Source organism: Paraburkholderia sp. GAS32 (genome assembly GCF_050434225.1).
Taxonomy (GTDB): domain Bacteria; phylum Pseudomonadota; class Gammaproteobacteria; order Burkholderiales; family Burkholderiaceae; genus Paraburkholderia; species Paraburkholderia madseniana.
In genome coordinates, this window is the sequence record NZ_JBNPVS010000002.1 from 380,281 (window position 1) to 397,045 (window position 16,765).

The 16,765-nt window shown below is 63.3% G+C and carries 13 protein-coding genes; 12 read left to right on the top strand and 1 reads right to left on the bottom strand.

Annotated elements, in window-relative coordinates; all coding sequences use genetic code 11:
* Positions 1–25 precede the first annotated feature (25 nt).
* The 3 genes from P3T25_RS03685 (at position 26) to P3T25_RS03695 (ending at position 2,655) form a co-directional block, all read left to right on the top strand.
* Positions 26–448 (top strand): phasin family protein, encoded by a 423-nt coding sequence (locus tag P3T25_RS03685; RefSeq protein ID WP_154566811.1) that lies wholly within the window; start codon positions 26–28, stop codon positions 446–448.
* Positions 449–535: 87 nt separating this feature from the next.
* Positions 536–1,369, top strand: a complete 834-nt coding sequence (gene phaZ, locus P3T25_RS03690) for a poly(3-hydroxyalkanoate) depolymerase (RefSeq protein ID WP_266236719.1) — start codon at positions 536–538, stop codon at positions 1,367–1,369.
* On the top strand, positions 1,366–2,655 hold the full coding sequence (locus P3T25_RS03695; RefSeq protein ID WP_429357512.1) for a DUF445 domain-containing protein: 1,290 nt from the start codon (positions 1,366–1,368) through the stop codon (positions 2,653–2,655). Before phaZ ends, P3T25_RS03695 begins: the two co-directional genes overlap by 4 nt.
* Before the next feature lie 8 nt (positions 2,656–2,663).
* Here P3T25_RS03695 and P3T25_RS03700 read toward each other — a convergent pair whose 3' ends face one another.
* Complete coding sequence (locus P3T25_RS03700; protein ID WP_429357513.1) at positions 2,664–5,393, bottom strand: LuxR C-terminal-related transcriptional regulator; 2,730 nt, start codon at positions 5,391–5,393, stop codon at positions 2,664–2,666.
* Between the two features lie 149 nt (positions 5,394–5,542).
* On the opposite strand from P3T25_RS03700, the gene P3T25_RS03705 reads away from it, so the two are divergent.
* From P3T25_RS03705 to P3T25_RS03745, 9 genes are all read left to right on the top strand, one after another.
* Complete coding sequence (locus tag P3T25_RS03705) at positions 5,543–6,799, top strand: acyl-CoA dehydrogenase family protein (protein ID WP_200654255.1); 1,257 nt, start codon at positions 5,543–5,545, stop codon at positions 6,797–6,799.
* Positions 6,800–6,850: 51 nt separating this feature from the next.
* Positions 6,851–7,966 carry a saccharopine dehydrogenase family protein gene (locus P3T25_RS03710; protein WP_266236713.1) on the top strand — a complete coding sequence of 372 codons (1,116 nt, stop codon included), beginning with the start codon at positions 6,851–6,853 and terminating at the stop codon, positions 7,964–7,966.
* 78 nt (positions 7,967–8,044) lie between these two features.
* Complete coding sequence (locus P3T25_RS03715; RefSeq protein ID WP_154566788.1) at positions 8,045–9,286, top strand: thiolase family protein; 1,242 nt, start codon at positions 8,045–8,047, stop codon at positions 9,284–9,286.
* A gap of 98 nt (positions 9,287–9,384) precedes the next feature.
* Positions 9,385–10,989 (top strand): AMP-binding protein, encoded by a 1,605-nt coding sequence (locus tag P3T25_RS03720; RefSeq protein ID WP_429357514.1) that lies wholly within the window; start codon positions 9,385–9,387, stop codon positions 10,987–10,989.
* A gap of 42 nt (positions 10,990–11,031) precedes the next feature.
* A complete protein-coding gene (locus P3T25_RS03725; protein ID WP_429357515.1) occupies positions 11,032–11,781 on the top strand; it encodes an electron transfer flavoprotein subunit beta/FixA family protein in 750 nt (249 codons plus the stop codon).
* 15 nt (positions 11,782–11,796) lie between these two features.
* On the top strand, positions 11,797–12,744 hold the full coding sequence (locus P3T25_RS03730; RefSeq protein ID WP_266257797.1) for an electron transfer flavoprotein subunit alpha/FixB family protein: 948 nt from the start codon (positions 11,797–11,799) through the stop codon (positions 12,742–12,744).
* Between the two features lie 14 nt (positions 12,745–12,758).
* Entirely contained in the window at positions 12,759–14,549 is a 1,791-nt protein-coding gene (locus P3T25_RS03735) for an acyl-CoA dehydrogenase C-terminal domain-containing protein (RefSeq protein WP_429357516.1), read from the top strand.
* A 218-nt stretch (positions 14,550–14,767) separates the two neighbouring features.
* Positions 14,768–15,391, top strand: a complete 624-nt coding sequence (locus P3T25_RS03740; RefSeq protein WP_429357517.1) for an OmpW/AlkL family protein — start codon at positions 14,768–14,770, stop codon at positions 15,389–15,391.
* A gap of 438 nt (positions 15,392–15,829) precedes the next feature.
* Positions 15,830–16,429: a 2'-5' RNA ligase family protein gene (locus tag P3T25_RS03745; RefSeq protein ID WP_154566188.1), complete on the top strand. Its 600-nt coding sequence runs from the start codon at positions 15,830–15,832 to the stop codon at positions 16,427–16,429.
* Positions 16,430–16,765 lie beyond the last annotated feature (336 nt).

Consider the following 16,765-nt stretch of genomic DNA (forward strand, 5'->3'; position numbering starts at 1 on the left):
ACGTAGTTTCAATGGAGTATCGATGATGGATTCAACCAATTTCAACAGCATTTTCGCCGAGTATAAAAAGGTCGTTGGACAGTTCAAGCTGCCCGGCATCGACGTAGGCGCACTCCTCGAGTCGCGCCGCAAGGACGTCGAGGCGATCGTCGAAGCCAACACGACCGCGCTGGCAGGCGTGCAGTCGCTCGCTCAGAAGCAGTCGGAGATCCTCCGCACGACGCTGACCGAAGTGCAGTCGCTCGTCAGCCGCGTTGCCCAGTCGGGCAGCCAGCCGGCGGCCAACACGGGTGAAGTGGTGCAGCAGGCCTTGAACAAGGCGCTGGTGGACATGCAGGAACTCGCTGACACCGCATACCGTGCGCAGGCGGACAGCGTCGCCGTGGTTACCAAGCGCGTCGCCGAGCACGTCGAGGAACTGAAAACGCTCCTTCAGCCGAAGAAGTAATGCCGAAGAAGTCATACGACAGCGCCCATGCGGCATGCCGACGCGTCGAATGAAGCGTCCTTTCAGAAGATGATCCGGAAACAAAAAATGCACACGAACCCCGAGTCTCTTTGCAGCATGGAAATCCAGATGATCGATCTGGACGGTCAGACACTGCGTGTCGCAACCTGGCGCGGCAGCGATGCTTCGCCGCCGCTCCTTATCTTCAACGGCATCGGCGCCAACCTCGAACTGGTGGAGCCGTTTGTCACGGCGCTCGAAGACGTGAGCGTCATCATCTTCGACGTGCCCGGCGTCGGCGGCTCGCCTGCGCCAGTCGTGCCGTATCGCTTTTCGACGTTGTCCGTGTTGGCGGACAAGCTGCTGACGCGGCTCGGTTACGAGGGGGCCGTCGATGTGCTCGGTGTATCGTGGGGCGGCGCGCTGGCGCAGCAGTTCGCGCATCTGTACCCGGGGCGCTGCCGCAGGTTGATTCTCGCGGCAACCTCGCCCGGCGTCATCATGGTGCCGGGCAAACTGTCGGTATTGTCGAAGCTGATCGGGCCGCGCCGCTATACGGATCCCACCTACCTGCAACAAGTAGGCGCGGAGATCTACGGGGGCGCTTACCGGCGCGATCCGTCGTTGCTGAAGGCGCATAGCCGGCACATTCAGCCACCGCGTGGCCGCGGCTACCTCTATCAACTACTGGCGGCTACGGGCTGGAGCAGTTTGCCGTGGCTCGGTGCGTTGCGCCAGACGACACTGGTCATGCACGGCAACGACGACCCGATTGTGCCGCTCACCAACGCGAAGATTCTCGCAGCCCGTATCCCCGATGCGACGCTCTATGTGATCGACGACGGCCACCTGTTTCTCATCTCGCGCGCGCCTGAAGTCGCGCCGGTGGTGCGCAGGTTTCTCCGGCAGGGGGCGAGTTGAGTTTCTTTGCGCGCGATAGCGATAGCGCGCGGCCGGTCATTGCGAATGCACACGAAGACCGCAAGGCAAGTGGCCTGACGCGCATGCGGCGAACGGCGACCTGCCTGCTCGTCTGCATGATTGCGTTGCTGTTCGCGTGTGTTGCCTGGCAGGCTGACCATGCATGGCTTGCGTGGCCGCGTGCGTTTGCGGAGGCCGGCACGGTCGGCGCGATCGCGGACTGGTACGCAGTCGTTGCGCTGTTCCGTCGTCCTTTGGGTCTGCGGATCCCGCATACAGCGATCATTCCGCAAAATCAGCAGCGCATCGCCGAGAGCCTTGGCAAGTTCGTCGAGGAAAATTTTCTGACGCCGGAACTCATCGTCGACAGGCTGAGCGGCCACGATACCGCCCAGGCGCTTGCCCGGTGGCTCGCGCAGCCGGCGAACAGCCGCGGGGTGGCCGATATCGTTGCGGATGCCGTGGCAGGATTGCTCGAAGGTATTGACGAAGCGGATGCGCAGTGGTTTTTCGACCGTCTGGTGATACCGCAGTTGCGCACGCTCGATGTATCCCGCGTAGCCGGCGACGTCATCAAAGTACTGACTGAAAGCGAGCGGCATCAGCCGTGGCTGGTTCGCGGACTCGAAGTGCTGGAGAAATGGCTCACTGCGAACGTCGGCATGATCAAGGCCAAATTCAGCGAGGCCTCGAGATACACGCCCGCGCAGCTTGACACGTATATCGTCAGTAAATTTGTCGAAGGCATCGTTGCGCTCCTCCGTGAGGTGGCGGCGAATCCGGATCATGAACTGCGCCACCAGTTCGATGAGGCCCTGCAGGGGCTGAGCGTGCAATTGCAAACATCGGCTGTGCACCGTCGTTTCGGCAAGTCGTTGATGCGCGACTGCATCCGTTATTTCAGGCATGCAGACCACTATCGCGTGCTGCTGGAGCGTTTGCGCATGCGTGTGATCGCCGATCTCAGTCGCGAGCAATCGGCCGTGCGCGACGCCATGACGAGCATGCTGGCTTCGCTCGGCAAGCGGATCGGCCGTGAACCCGCGGTTCAACACAAACTGAACGCATGGTGGCTCGCGCTCGCTCGCGAACTCGTCGTGCGTTATGGGCGCCAGCTCTCCGCGCTGATCACCGAGGTTGTAAAAGGCTGGAACGCAGATGAAGTGAGCCGGAAGATCGAGGCGGAAATCGGCCGCGACCTTCAGTATGTCCGGATCAACGGCACATTCGTGGGCGGCATGGTCGGCGTGCTGATTCACGCCGCCACGCTTGTCGTCATGAGGTAAGACGTGCGCTAGCCGGCCGCAACCAGACCCAGTGCCTGCGCGCGCGCAACGGCGTGTGCGCGCTTGTCGACATCCAGTTTCACGAAGACGTTCTTGACATGAGTCTTGACGGTTTCCGGCGCAATCCCCAAGGTGCGCGCGATCTCCTTGTTCGACTGTCCCTGGGCAATCAGCTCGACGATGCTGCGCTCCCGCGCGCTCAACGGCTCGCGCTCCATGTCGCGCCTCGGCGTGACAGGCTCGTACAGCGCGCGCCAGCCGTCTAGCAGGCGATCGATGTAAGCGACGATCTCCTTCGTCTGCGGGGTGGAACGCGTGTCGTCGCGAACCGCCTGCAGAAGCGGCCCGATTTCGGGCCCTTGATCGAGAATCGAGCGGTAGATGCCGCTATTGGCGCTCAGCACCTCGCGAAAGATTTCGACAGCGCGAGGCTGGTTGTTCGCACGCAACCAGACGAGCGCGATCACGGTGCGCAAGCGCAGCGCGAGATAGTCGCCGTGCCGGCTTTCGACGCTTTGCAAAGCGGATGTCAACGACTCAAGGGCTTCTTCTGTCCGGTTCTGGGCCATTGCCACCCAGGCCACCGCGATCGCGCGGTAGGTTTCGATCTCCGGCGAGACTGCATGCTCCGCGGCGCAATGGGAGTCTGCTAGCTGATCCAGTTGCACGACACATGCTGACGCTTCCGTTACCCTGCCTTCAGCAAGATAGAGCCGCCCGCGCTCGACGAGAACGCCGGCAATCATCCGGTCCCAGCGGCGTGCGTAACCCAGAGTCTGCGCCTGATCGAGCAGCGCATAGGCCCGCTCGGCGTCGGAACGCGCGATAGCGATCCGGACCAGCACGCGGTAGGCGATCAAGGTGCTATCGAGCAGGACCGCCAGGTCGATCACCGGCATGAGATCGACCAGTAACGCTTCCGCCTCGTCGAGCCGTCCCTGCTCGTACCAGATCTGCGCAATCATGGGCGCACACAACGCGGCCGAGATGGATTTCGGACCGGCATGGCGCTCGGCGAGCTGGATCGACTCGGTGAAATAGCGCTCAGCCAGCGCGAAGTGCATCTGCTGCATTTCCGAGTGGCCGAGCAGGCATAGCCGGTAGACCGAGGCGAACACGTTGCGCTGATCTTCCTCGAGGGAATAGGGGATCCACGGTGTCGCGTACAGCGCTTTCAGGTTGCCCGCTTTCCAGTGCCCAAAGCGCACAACGTTGGAGACGACGTTGGTGGTCCAACTGTCTGTCGACGGCCGTTCGAGACACGCCTGTGCGATCACAAGCGCGCGCGGCGAGTCGTCCTGAAGCGCTGCCACCACCGAGCGGATCGCCTGGCACTCCCAGCGGATGTTGTCGGCGGCGTCGCTCGAACCGGTACCCGTGTCGCGCTCGATCTCATCGAGTATCGCGAGCGCTTCGTCGAAACGCATCGCCAGCGCCATCCCCCACGCGATCGCGAGCGTGATCGTGACCTGCCCGCGCATCAGATGCGCCGGGAACTGCCGTTGCCAGCCGAGCAGCGTGAGCAGGTCGCCCTTCGTGACGAGTGCCATCGCGCAGTGAGCCATCAGGGAGACGGCGTCTTCCGTATCGCCCGCGGCGATCGCGTGCTTGACCGCGTCTGTCCAGCGCGCCTCTTTGGCGTACCACTGACACGCACGACGATGCAAGTGCACCACCTGATCGGGATGCTGGGTTTCGAGCCGCCGATGCAGGTACTCGCCCATGAGATGGTGATAGCGGAACCAGCGTCCGTCGATATCGAGCGGTTCGAGCAGCAACTGGCGTGCGGAGATCGTATCCAGCATTCCTTGTGCCGCCGCCATGCCGGTCACCGCTTCGCATAGCGATGCCGTCAGGCGGTCGAGTATCGACGTGCGCTGCATGAACTCGACCATCTCGGCCGGCAAACGCTTGAGCATGTCTTCAAGGTAAGCGGCGAACGGCCGGGAGGCGCCCGACGGCGCGCTCATGTCCCAATCCGGTTTGCCTTCGTCACGCGATAGCACCGAGGTAGAAATGCGCAGCGCCGCAGCCCAGCCTTCCGTGCTCGCGAACAGCGACTTGACGCGGGCAGCGCGCAACTCGCCTGGGCATTCGTGTTCGACAAAGCTGCGCGTTTCGTCGAAGTTGAAACGCAGTGTCGACGCGTCGATTTCCAGCAGGTCGTTGCCCGCTCTCAGGTTGGCGAGCGGCAGCGGCGGATCGGTACGCGTACAGATCACAACATGCACGTTCGACGGTGCATTCACGATGAAGTACGACATGGCCTCGTGAATGGCGGGCAGGCTAATCAGGTGATAGTCGTCGACGAACAGATAGACCTCGTCGTCGACGTCGACGAGTTCGTTGATCAGCGTCGACACGACTGAGTGCGCCGGCACGAGTGACGCCTCGGTTGTCAGGCTGACCGCGGACACGCCGACGCTTGTGCACGCGTTGCGCAATGCCTGCGCCAGATGATGGAAGAAGCACGCGGGCTCGTCGTCCTCCGTATCGAGCGAGAGCCATGCGACATAGGCGCCGCTTGCATTCAGCCCGTTGAGCCACGTGAGCGCAAGCGACGTCTTGCCAAAACCGGCGGGCGCCTTGATGACCGTGAGCCGTTTGTATTCCGCCTTGCCGGCGAGAGAGACGAGGCGCGGCCGGTCTATCAATCCGCTGGGCAGGCGCGGCGGAAACACCTTGGTTGCGAGAAAGAGAGGCGGCCTGATCGGGGACGGCGCTTCTATCACGTGCATTAATTGCTCCGGGCGTTCGGGTTGACCCTGGCTGCCATTCCCCCTCCATGCAATCGCGTTCCCCTGTAAGGGGGATGTTGCATAGCGTCGCGCCGGGACACCATGGATTCCATAGAAATCATACGCCCAACCACCTCGAAGGAGGAGACATGTCAACCGCAACGAATCACATTGCAGCGCACAAACTCGGTCCGCTCGGCGCGCAGCCCGAACTCTCCGAGATGAACCAGATGGTCCAGCAGAGCGTGCATCGCTACGCAGAAGAAGTCATGCGTCCGATCGGCGTCAAGCTCGATCGCATGACGCCCGAGGAGGTGATCGCCAAGGGCTCGCCCTATTGGGAAGCGCGCGAGAAGTTTGTCGGGCTGGGCTTCGGTGTCGACGGACTGCTCGAGCTCGAACCCGCCGAACGGGCGACGACGATGAGCATCCTGTTCGAAGAACTCGGCTGGGGCGATTCGGGACTCGCGATCACCTACGGCGCAGGCTTGCTGCCCGCACTGATGAGCGCGGTGTCCGGCAACCCGTTCTGCCGCGCGCTCGCACCGGACGAGAAGCTTGGTTGCTGGGCCATCACGGAACCCGATCACGGCTCCGACATGCTCGATGCGAACGGCATGATCTTTCATCCGCAGGGCTCGTACGGCCGCCCTAACTGCGTGGCGACGCTGCGCGGCGACGAGGTGATCATCAACGGGCAGAAGTCGGCGTGGGTGTCGAACGGTATCGCCGCCGACGTCTGCATTCTCTATTGCGCGGCGGACAGCGGCAACGGCGCCGACACGAAACGCGGCGCGGTAGTGATCGTGCCGCTCGACGCCAAAGGTGTCTCGCGCGGCAAGCCGCTCGACAAGATCGGCCAGCGCGCGCTCAACCAGGGCGAACTGTTCTTCGAGAACGTCACGTTGTCGAAGGAGCACCTTCTCGCCGGCCCCGACCAGTACGTCGACGCGGTCTACGCGATCCACACGTTCGCCAACGCGATCATGGCCAACGTGTTTGCCGGCACTGCGCGCGCCGCGTTCGAACTCGCGCTCGCTTATGCGCATGAACGCAAGCAGGGTGGTTTGCCGATCATCCGCCATCAGTCGGTCGCGTCGCGGCTCTTTCATATGTTCCGCAAGGTCGAGGCCGCCCGCGCGCTCGCGCAGCGTGTCGTGCACTACAACTTCACCGCGGCGCAACCTTCGCTGCACGCGGCAATGACGGCGAAGGTCACCGCGACGCAGACCGCGTTCGAAGTCGCCAACGACGCGCTGCAGATCTTCTGCGGCAACGGGCTCACCCGCGAGTATCCGATCGAAAAGATCTGGCGCGACGCACGCGCTTCGATGATCGAAGACGGCTGCAACGAAGTGCTGGCGATCAAGGGTGGCTACTACCTGATCGACCCCGAGCTGCTTTGAACGGCACGGCGCGTCCACGCAATCCGATGACAACCTGAAGGAGACGACGACATGGCAACGACATACGAAGTGGTCCTCTATGGAGCGAGTGGCTACACGGGCAAGCTCACGGCATGGAAGCTCGCGGAGCGCGGCATTCCGTTCATTGCCGCCGGGCGCAGCAAGGAACGGCTGGAAGAAGAACTTGCGAAGGTGCCCGAACTCGCCGGACACGACTATCAGTGCGTGGCGGTTCAGCACGAAACAGACGCGCTCACCGAATTCTTCAAGGGCAAGAAGGTGGTGATCAATATCGTCGGGCCGTTCATGCAGCTCGGGCGCCCGGTTGTCGAAGCGAGTCTCGCGGCCGGTTGCAACTACTTCGACACCACCGGCGAAACCGACTGGATGTCGCTGTTGAAGCGCACGTATGGCGAGTCCTTCGCGGCCCGCGGTCTGGCGCTGTGTCCCGGCAATTCGTACATGTGGGCCGAAGGCAATCTCGCGGCGGAGATCGCGCTGGAAACCCCGGGCATCGACACGCTCGACGTGCTCTATCTCGGCGACTCGGAAGTGAGCGTCGCGTCGACGATGTCGTTTCTGCGGATGTGCACGCAGCCGCAGTTCTACCTGCGCAACAAGCAACTGGTGCAGTGGCCATGGGCAACGCCGTATCAGGTTCATGTGCCGGGTGAGCACATGTTGCTGAATGCGTTGCCATGGAGCGGTGGCGGCGAGCCGGTCTGGTACCAGGACGACCCGCGCGTGCGCAACTGCCAGACGCTCGTGTCGTTCAGAAATCAGGAACGCTTTCTTGCGGTGGTCGGCCTGCTGAAGAAATTCGAGGAAGAGTGCCGCCACCTCGATCCCGCCAAACAGGAAGAGGTCACCAATGAATGGGGCAAGGCCGTGACGCAGGTCGAACCCCCGCGTGAAAACCCGGACGTGAATCGCTGCACGTTGTCGTGCCAGGGGCGCGGCAATACGAATTCCGTCAGCGTGATTCTGCGTGGCAATTCGCCCTATGCGCAAACCGGCGTGCTCGGTGCGGAGGCGGCGCGACGCGTACTGCGCGGGCAATTGCACGCAGTGGGTTTCGTTTCGCCGGCGAAGGCGTTCGGCGCGCGCAACCTGATCGCCGCGCAGGCCGAGGAAGGTTACCTCGCCTATGAGGTCAAGAGCGTTTGACGACGAATCGGACGGCTCGCGCGCGCGGCTGGTGGCTTATGACGCGCGGCGTGCGCCTCCTCGCGGTGGAGAATTGATATGGGTAACGAAGTGTATATCGCGGGCGTCGGCATGACGCCCTTCGGCAAGCATCTGGAAACCAGCGTGAAGCAGCTCACGCGCGCGGCAGTGGAAGACGCGCTCGCGGACGCAGGCTGTGACAAGGCGCAGTTGCAGGGCGCGTTTTTCGGCAACTCCACGCAGGGGCACATGGAAGGCCAGCACATGATTCGCGGCCAGCTTGCGCTGCGGGCGATGGGCATCGACAAGGTCGCGGTGATCAACGTCGAGAACGCCTGCGCGAGCGCCAGCACCGCGTTTCACCTTGCGGTGAACTACGTGAAAGCCGGTGCTGCCGACATCGTGCTCGCGGTGGGCGCCGAGAAGATGTTCTCCACGGACAAGGCGCGCACCTTCAGCGCCTTCGACGGTGCGTGGGACGTGCATGACACCGAGAACGGCAAGCGTCGGCTGCTCGAGATGGGCGAGGGCATCGAGCCACCGGCGGGCAGCGTCTCGACAAAACCGTACAGCGTGTTCATGGATATCTACGCGTCGATGGGCCGGATGCACATGCGCGAATACGGCACGACCCAGCGGCAGTTCGCCGCCGTGTCGGCCAAGAACCACGGGCATTCGGTTCACAACCCGCTCGCGCAGTACCGGCAGGCTTATTCGATCGACGAGATTCTCGGCGCACCGCCGATCACCTATCCGCTCACCCTCCCGATGTGTTCGCCCGTCAGCGATGGCGCGGCCGCGGCGATCGTGTGCAGCGAGGCCGGCCTCGCGCTGTTAGGTGGGCGGCGCTCGCGCGCCATTCGTGTGCTGGCGTCCGTGCTGCAAACGGGCAGTGACCGGCCGGCCACGGCACTCGACCGGCATCTGGTCCGGCAGGGCTCGTTGCTCGCGTATGAGCAGGCGGGCGTCGCGCCGCAGGATGTCTCGGTCGCCGAGGTCCACGACGCGACGGCGATCGGCGAAATCATCCAGTCCGAAGTGCTCGGATTGTGCGAGCCGGGCATGGGCGGGGTGGCCGCGGAACGAGGCGAGACGACGATAGGCGGGCGGATTCCGATCAATCCGTCGGGCGGGCTCGAATCGAAGGGGCATCCGATCGGTGCGACAGGACTCGGCCAGATTTATGAACTGGTGACCCAGTTACGCGGTGAGACGGGCGCCCGCCAGGTCGAGGGCGCGCGCATCGCGATCGCGGAGAACGGCGGCGGACTGTGCGGCGTGGAAGAGGCCGTTGCCAGCATCACGATTCTTGGACGCTGAGGCTGCATCGTGAAAACGCGCGTGAAGCCGCACGTGAAGCCGCGACAGATTTCGTGCACGCGCAAGACCGAACCGCATCTGCAAGGAGAGAGGGCGTCATGAGCACCACACCCGAAACCACGTTGGCCGCGTTGCTCGCCAACCGCGTCGAGACCATGCCGGATCTCGACGTGCTGACCATCGAAGGCGCCGGCGTGCGGCGCGACGAGGTGCGCACATACCGGCAACTGTGGGAGAACGGCCAGCGGCTCGCACAGGTGTTGATCGATCAGGGCCTGCAACCCGGCGAGCACTTCGCGCTGCTGATGGCCAATCACGCGGAGTTTATCGACGCGATGGTCGCGGCGTCGATTTCGGGCACGGTGTTCGTGCCGATTGATCCGCGCGCACGCGGCGAGAAGCTCGCCTTCATGCTCGACAGCCCAGGATGCCGCGGCGTTATCGCCGCTGACTATGCGCTCGACAACCTGCTTGCCGTGCGCGCATCGCTCCCGCAACTGTCCTGGGTGATCGGGCTTGAAACTGACGAGGGCGCGAAGCCGCTCGCTGATATCCCGGGCGTGTCGTCATACCGCGCGTTGCTGCCGGAGCAGGTGCCCGAATTGCCGATCGTGGCCCGCGATCCCGACAGCGCAATGCAGTTGATCTTCACGTCCGGCACTACGGGCGATCCGAAGGGCATCGTCATGACGCACCGCCGCTATTGCGGCACCTCGGCGGCGGTGTCGGCGCTGTTTGGCTACGTGCCGGGCGACCGGCCGTATTCGGGACTGTCGCTCACGCATGCCAACGCGCAGATCGTGACGCTGGGCGCTTCGCTCACCGCCGGTATGCGCGCCGTGCTGTCGCGCCGTTTTACGAAGTCGCGTCTGTGGGACATCACCCGCAAGTACCGCTGTACGACGTTCACGCTGCTCGGTGGCATGACCACGGCGGTCTACAGCGAGCCGAACAAACCCGATGACGCGGACAACCCCGTGCGCTTCGTGATATCCGCGGGGATGCCCGCGGCGATCTGGAAGGCCTTCGAACAGCGCTTCGGCGTGCAGATCGTCGAGTTCTACGGCGCGGCAGAAGGCGGGATCACGGTCAAGCCGCTCGGGGTCGGCCCGGTGGGCAGTATCGGCAAGCCGGCGCCGATTCTCAGGCACCGCATTGTCGACGACGACGGCGACGACTGCGCGCCCGGCGTGCCCGGCGAACTGCTGTTCCGTCCGGCGGACGGCTCGCCGTTCAAGGTCGAATACTTCGGCAATCCGGAAGCGTCGGCGAAGAAGTGCAGGGACGGCTGGCTGTATATGGGCGACGTCGTACGCGAAGACGAGAACGGTTGGCTCTTCTTCGAATACCGCAAAGGCGGCGGTATTCGCCACAACGGCGAGTTCATCAATCCGGCGCCGATCGAGAAGGTGATCGCCGAATCGGGTCTGGTCGAAGACGTCTACGTGTACGGCGTGAAGGCCGCGTCGGGCGCGCCCGGCGAGAAGGATGTGGTCGCGGCCGTGGTGCTCAAGGACGCGGCCCGTTTCGACCCGCAGCAGATATTCCGCGCATGCCGCGCGAAGCTGGAAGCGAGTTCGGTCATCTCCTGGTTGCAGGTGGTGCCCGAGATACCGAAGACAGCGTCGGAAAAACCGCTTGAACGCTATCTGGTCGACATGTTCGACGGCCAGCGTAACAGCGTGTTTGCCGAGACGCCGTGACGGTGCGCGGCAAACCCTAAGCAATTTCAAATGGAGTAGGCAATGAAAGTACTTGTTCCTGTTAAACGCGTCGTCGACGCGAATGTGAGGGTTCGCGTAAAGGCCGACGGCAGCGCTGTCGACATCGCCAACGTGAAGCTCTCGATGAACCCATTCGACGAAATCAGTGTTGAAGAGGCCGTGCGCCTCAAGGAAGCCGGCGTCGTGAGCGAAGTGATCGCGGTTTCGTGTGGCGTACAGGCGTGCCAGGAAACGCTGCGCACCGCGCTGGCGACGGGGGCCGACCGCGCCATCCTCGTCGACACGGATGCGGAGTTGCAGCCGCTCGCGGTCGCGAAGTTGCTGAAGGCGCTAGTGGATAAGGAGCAGCCGCAACTGGTGCTGCTCGGCAAGCAGGCGATCGACGATGACTCGAACCAGGTCGGCCAGATGCTCGCGGCATTGCTCGGCTGGCCGCAGGCGACATTCGCCTCGAAGGTCGCGATCGAAGCGGGCAAGGCCACGGTCACGCGCGAGATCGACGGCGGCCTCGAAACGATCGAAGTCGATCTGCCGGCAGTCATTACCGCCGATCTCCGCTTGAACACGCCGCGCTACGCCACGCTGCCCAACATCATGAAGGCGAAGAAGAAGCCGCTCGATGTGGTGACGCCGGACGCGCTCGGTGTCGACGTCAAGCCGCGGCTCACCACGCTCGGGCTCGCGGAGCCCGCCAAACGCGAGGCAGGCATTCGCGTCGCCGATGCAGCCGAACTGATCGACAAGCTGCATAACGTCGCCCACGTTATCTAACACAAGGGGAGAAAAATGCCCGTACTCGTTATTGCAGAGCACGACAATCAGGCGCTCAAGACAGCGACCCTGAATGCCGTTACTGCCGCCGCCCGACTCGGCGACGACATTCATGTTCTCGTGGCCGGCTCGCAAAGCGCGGCAGTCGCCGAACAGGCGGCCCGCATTGCCGGCGTCACCCGAGTTCGTTTCGCCGACGCCGCGCATTACGGCCATGCGCTGGCCGAGAATCTGGCGGCGCTCGTCGTGAAGATTGCTGCTGACTATAGCCACGTGATCGCACCCGCAACCACGACCGCGAAGAACGTGATGCCGCGGGTGGCCGCGTTGCTCGACGTGGCGCAGATCTCTGAGATCAGTGCGGTCGAATCCGCCGATACGTTCGTACGCCCCATTTACGCGGGCAACGTGCTGGCAAAGGTGCGAAGCGCCGACCCGATCAAGGTGATTACCGTTCGCACGACGGCCTTCGCGGCCGCGCCCGCCGAAGGGGGCACAGCCGCGATCGAAGCGTTGGAGCCGGCCGCCGAGGTGCCAGGCTCGCGCTTCGTAAGTCATCAACTCACCCGTTCGGAACGCCCGGAACTGACGTCCGCGCAACGCGTGATCTCCGGCGGCCGCGGCATGGGCTCCGGCGAAAACTTCGCGCTGATCGATGACATTGCCAACAAGCTCAACGCGGCGGTTGGCGCGTCGCGCGCCGCAGTCGATGCCGGCTTCGCGCCCAACGATTATCAGGTGGGTCAGACCGGCAAGGTCATCGCCCCGCAGTTGTATATCGCGGTCGGCATCTCCGGCGCGATCCAGCATCTGGCCGGGATGAAGGACTCGAAGGTGATCGTCGCGATCAATAAGGACGAGGAGGCGCCGATCTTTCAGGTCGCCGATTACTGGATCGTGGGCGACCTCTTCAAGGTGTTGCCGGAGTTGTCCCGCGAACTGGACAAATTGCAACAGGGTTAATGCGGGAGTACATGATGAGCACTTATATTGCGCCGCTGCGCGACATGCGTTTCGTGATGACGGAACTGGCGGAGCTCGGCGAGTTGTCTTCGCTGCCGGGCTACGAGGAGGCGACGCCGGAACTCGCCGAGGCGGTACTCGAGGAGGCCGCAAGGCTTGCGACTGAAGTGCTTGCGCCGCTCAACAAGCCGGGCGACGAACAGGGCGCGCGGCTGACGCCTGATGGCGTGGTGGCTGCCGACGGTTTCTCGGCTGCCTACGGGCAGTTCGTTGCCGGCGGTTGGAGCGGCCTGAGCGGCGACCCCGAGTTCGGTGGCCAGGGGCTGCCCGAACTCCTGCAGGCAGCGACCGTGGAGATGTGGAACTCGTCCAACATGGCGTTCGCGCTGTGTCCGCTGTTGACCGCCGGCGCCACCGAGGCGTTGCGGCAGCATGGTTCCGATGAGTTGAAAGCACGCTATCTGCCGAAGATGGTCAGCGGCGAGTGGACCGGCACGATGAACCTGACCGAGCCGCAAGCCGGTTCGGACCTCGCCGCCGTGCGCTCCAAGGCCGTACCTGACGGGAATCACTATCGCCTCTCCGGCCAGAAGATCTTCATCACGTGGGGCGATCACGATATGACGGATAACGTGATTCACCTCGTGCTGGCGCGCACGCCCGACGCACCAGAAGGTGTGCGCGGCATCTCGCTGTTCCTCGTGCCGAAATTCCTCCTCAACGCCGATGGATCGCCGGGCTCGCGCAACGACGTGCACTGCGTGTCCCTCGAACACAAACTCGGCATTCACGCGAGTCCGACTTGCGTGATGAGCTTCGGCGATCAGGGCGGGGCGATTGGCTATCTGGTGGGGCAGGAGAACAAAGGCCTCGCGCATATGTTCACGATGATGAACGAGGCGCGGCAGAAGGTGGGTATCCAGGGACTCGCGATCGCGGAACGCGCTTATCAGCAGGCCCGTGAATACGCGAAGGAACGCGTTCAGGGACGGCTCGCGTCCAGCAAATCGGGTGGCGCCGTGGCCATCATCCATCACCCGGATGTGCGGCGCATGTTGATGACGATGAAGTCCCAGATCGAAGCGATGCGTGCCTTCGCGTACGTGATGGCCGCGGACATGGACCGCGCGCACCGTGACCCGGACGCCGGTGAGCGCGCACGTCGCCAGGTGCGTGTCGATCTTCTGATCCCCGTGTTGAAGGCGTGGTGCACGGAGCTGGGCGTCGAGATCGCGTCGACGGGCGTGCAGGTGCACGGCGGGATGGGTTACATCGAAGAGACGGGCGCATGCCAGTTTCTGCGCGACGCACGGATCGCGCCGATCTACGAGGGCACCACAGGCATTCAGGCGGCGGACCTTGCCGGTCGCAAGCTCGCGTCAGATCAGGGCGCGGGGATGGCCGATCTTGTTGCGGAGATACGTGAGGCCGCGCTGGAGCTCACGCGCAGCACGGATACGCAAGTGGCCTCCGTGGGCGCGGCACTCGCGGCCGGTGTGCAGGCGCTTGAAGATGCCACCGCCTGGATGCTGCAAGCATTGGCGACTCAGCCCGATGCCGCGCTTGCCAGTTCCGTCGACTATCTGATGCTCACCGGCTACGTGTGCGGCGGCTGGCAGATGGGGCGCGCAGCGCTCGTTGCGTCAGTGAAAATCGCAGCGAACGAGGATCCGGACTTTCATCACACCAAGCTCGCCACTGCGCGCTTCTACGCCGACAAAATCTTGCCCAAAGCGAATGCGCTTCTGGAAGCGATCCGCAGCGGGGCATCGGGCGGGTCGAGCCTCCCAATCGAGCAGTTCTGAGCGGCGATGCAAGAGGTGCTGCAAGAACAGGCGTCGATACAAAATTATTGATATGTAATGCGAAATAAAGTGGAGGGGATATGTTTAAAAAAATTGCGTGCCTTGCGTTAATACCAGGCGCGATATGTACCAGTAGCGCAATGGCGCAGAGCGCAGGCAGTCTCATAACCAGCGTGGGTGGAGTTTGGCTCGACTTTGCCCCGTCTTCCGCAACATCGTTGCAGAGCAGTTCGGCTCTGGGCACATTCACGTCAACGGGCACGGGTGGTCAGATACATAACACGTTCACCCTGGAGTTCTCGAACACGTATTTTGTCACGGACAATATTGCCGTTGACCTGGCGGCGGGCATACCGCCCAAGCTCCAGCTCTTTGCGCAGGGCAAGGCCGCGCCATTCGGTGCTGGCGGGCCATCGCTCAATCTGGGGAATCTGCGGCCGCTCGCTACCACCCGGTCGTGGTCACCGATTCTGTTTCTGAAGTATTTCTTTTTCGACGCGCAGGCGAAGCTGCGTCCGTTCGTCGGTGTCGGCGTGAACTATACCTGGTTCTCGCATACCAATCTCAATTCAACATTCGGTGGCGCGTTGCAGCAGATTGCAGGGCCGGGCGGACAGGTGACGGCATCGCTCAGTCCGTCATGGAATCCCGCGTTCGTCGCGGGCGCGTCTTACAACATCAGCAAGAACTGGTACGCGACTGCGTCGGTGACCTATCTGTCTCTCAAGACAAATGCGACGGTCAATGCCGTGGCTGCCAACGGTCAGACGGTGTTGTCCAACAAGACGCACATCACGGCGGATCCGGTGATCGTCTTTCTTGGACTTGGATACCGGTTTTAGCTGGCGGACGTTCCAGTTGCGGCTGCCCTGCGCGGTTCTCGGGACGAGCGCGCACAGGTGAGCTTTGCCAGCGGCGGTTTCGTTTCCGGCCGAGCCGGCGTCCGGGATGATTTGAAGGCACGGAAGAGGGCGCTGCGGCGCCTTTTTTTCGTGTGCCGGGCATGCTCAAAAGCCAGGGCATTTCGCTGCGTCGGCCAGTACTTCCTGCGTTTTGAGCGATTCCACGTTGTCATCGATACTGTATGAATGTACAGTATCGTGCGTGGGCGGCCAGTGGGCGCAAGTCCATTGGGCGTGAACAGGCGCGGGGACATGGGGTGTGCCGAACCTCGTCTCGCCCCGCCTCGTCGAGTCATGAAAATTTTCAGATGCGTGGCCAAGCCCGCATCGATGCGAGGAGATTCTTCGAAATGTCTGCGTCACCCATTCAGGCGCGCCATGCCTGAGCAACTCTGGCTGCCGGGGCTCGAGGCGCCACCTGTGCCGACAGACGGCCTGTTCTTCGCCGTCGTTCCAGATGCGCGCACGGCGGCGGGCATCTCGAAGCTGGCGCAGCAGCTCTGCTCAGAGACGCGCTCGAAGAGCAAACCTCTCGCGGCCAACCGCTTGCACGTCACGTTGCTGCACCTCGGGAATTTCGCGGGCGGCTTGCCGCCGGCGCGCGTCGATGCAGCCATGAACGCGGCCGCGTCGGTCAGCATGGAGCCTTTTAGCGTCGAGTTCGACAGTGCGCTCAGTTTTGCGGTGAAGCCGCGGCCGGGGCCGCTGGTGTTGGGTGGAGGCGAGGGCGTCGTTGGACTCCGCGCGCTTCACGATACGCTTGGACTGGCATTGCAGAACGCTGGATTTGAGGATCGTGCGGTCTCGCCGACTACGCCGTACGTCCCGCACGTGACCCTCGCTTACGGCATGCCCTGGATCGCAACTCGTCCTGTCGAAGCCGTCAGTTGGAACGTGCGGGAGTTTGCGCTGGTGCACAGCCTGCTCGGCCGCACCCGGCATGTCGTTCTGGCGCGTTGGTCATTGGCGGCTGGGTGAATGTGCGGGTTCGCGTCGGCCGTAGGGAGGCGGATGCGTTGCGGCGCAGGGGTGGGACGTTCATGATGAATCGCGAAGGCGTAGCGCCGGACTAGAACCGCACGCCGGTTGCGCAGCCGCCGGCAAAGCCGCCGCCGCTTCCACCCGCACCTCCGCAAAACACGCCGCAGCCTGATAGCGCGACCGACATGGCAATGGCCATCATTGTCGCGCGCAGATATCGTTTGCAAGCGCGCTTTCGAAGCCGCGCCGTCAATGCGCCAAGGCGCGGATCGCCGCGTGCGGCGCAAGCTGGAGGTGCTGTGTCGAAGTGGTGGTCGGTGATTCCGGATCGCA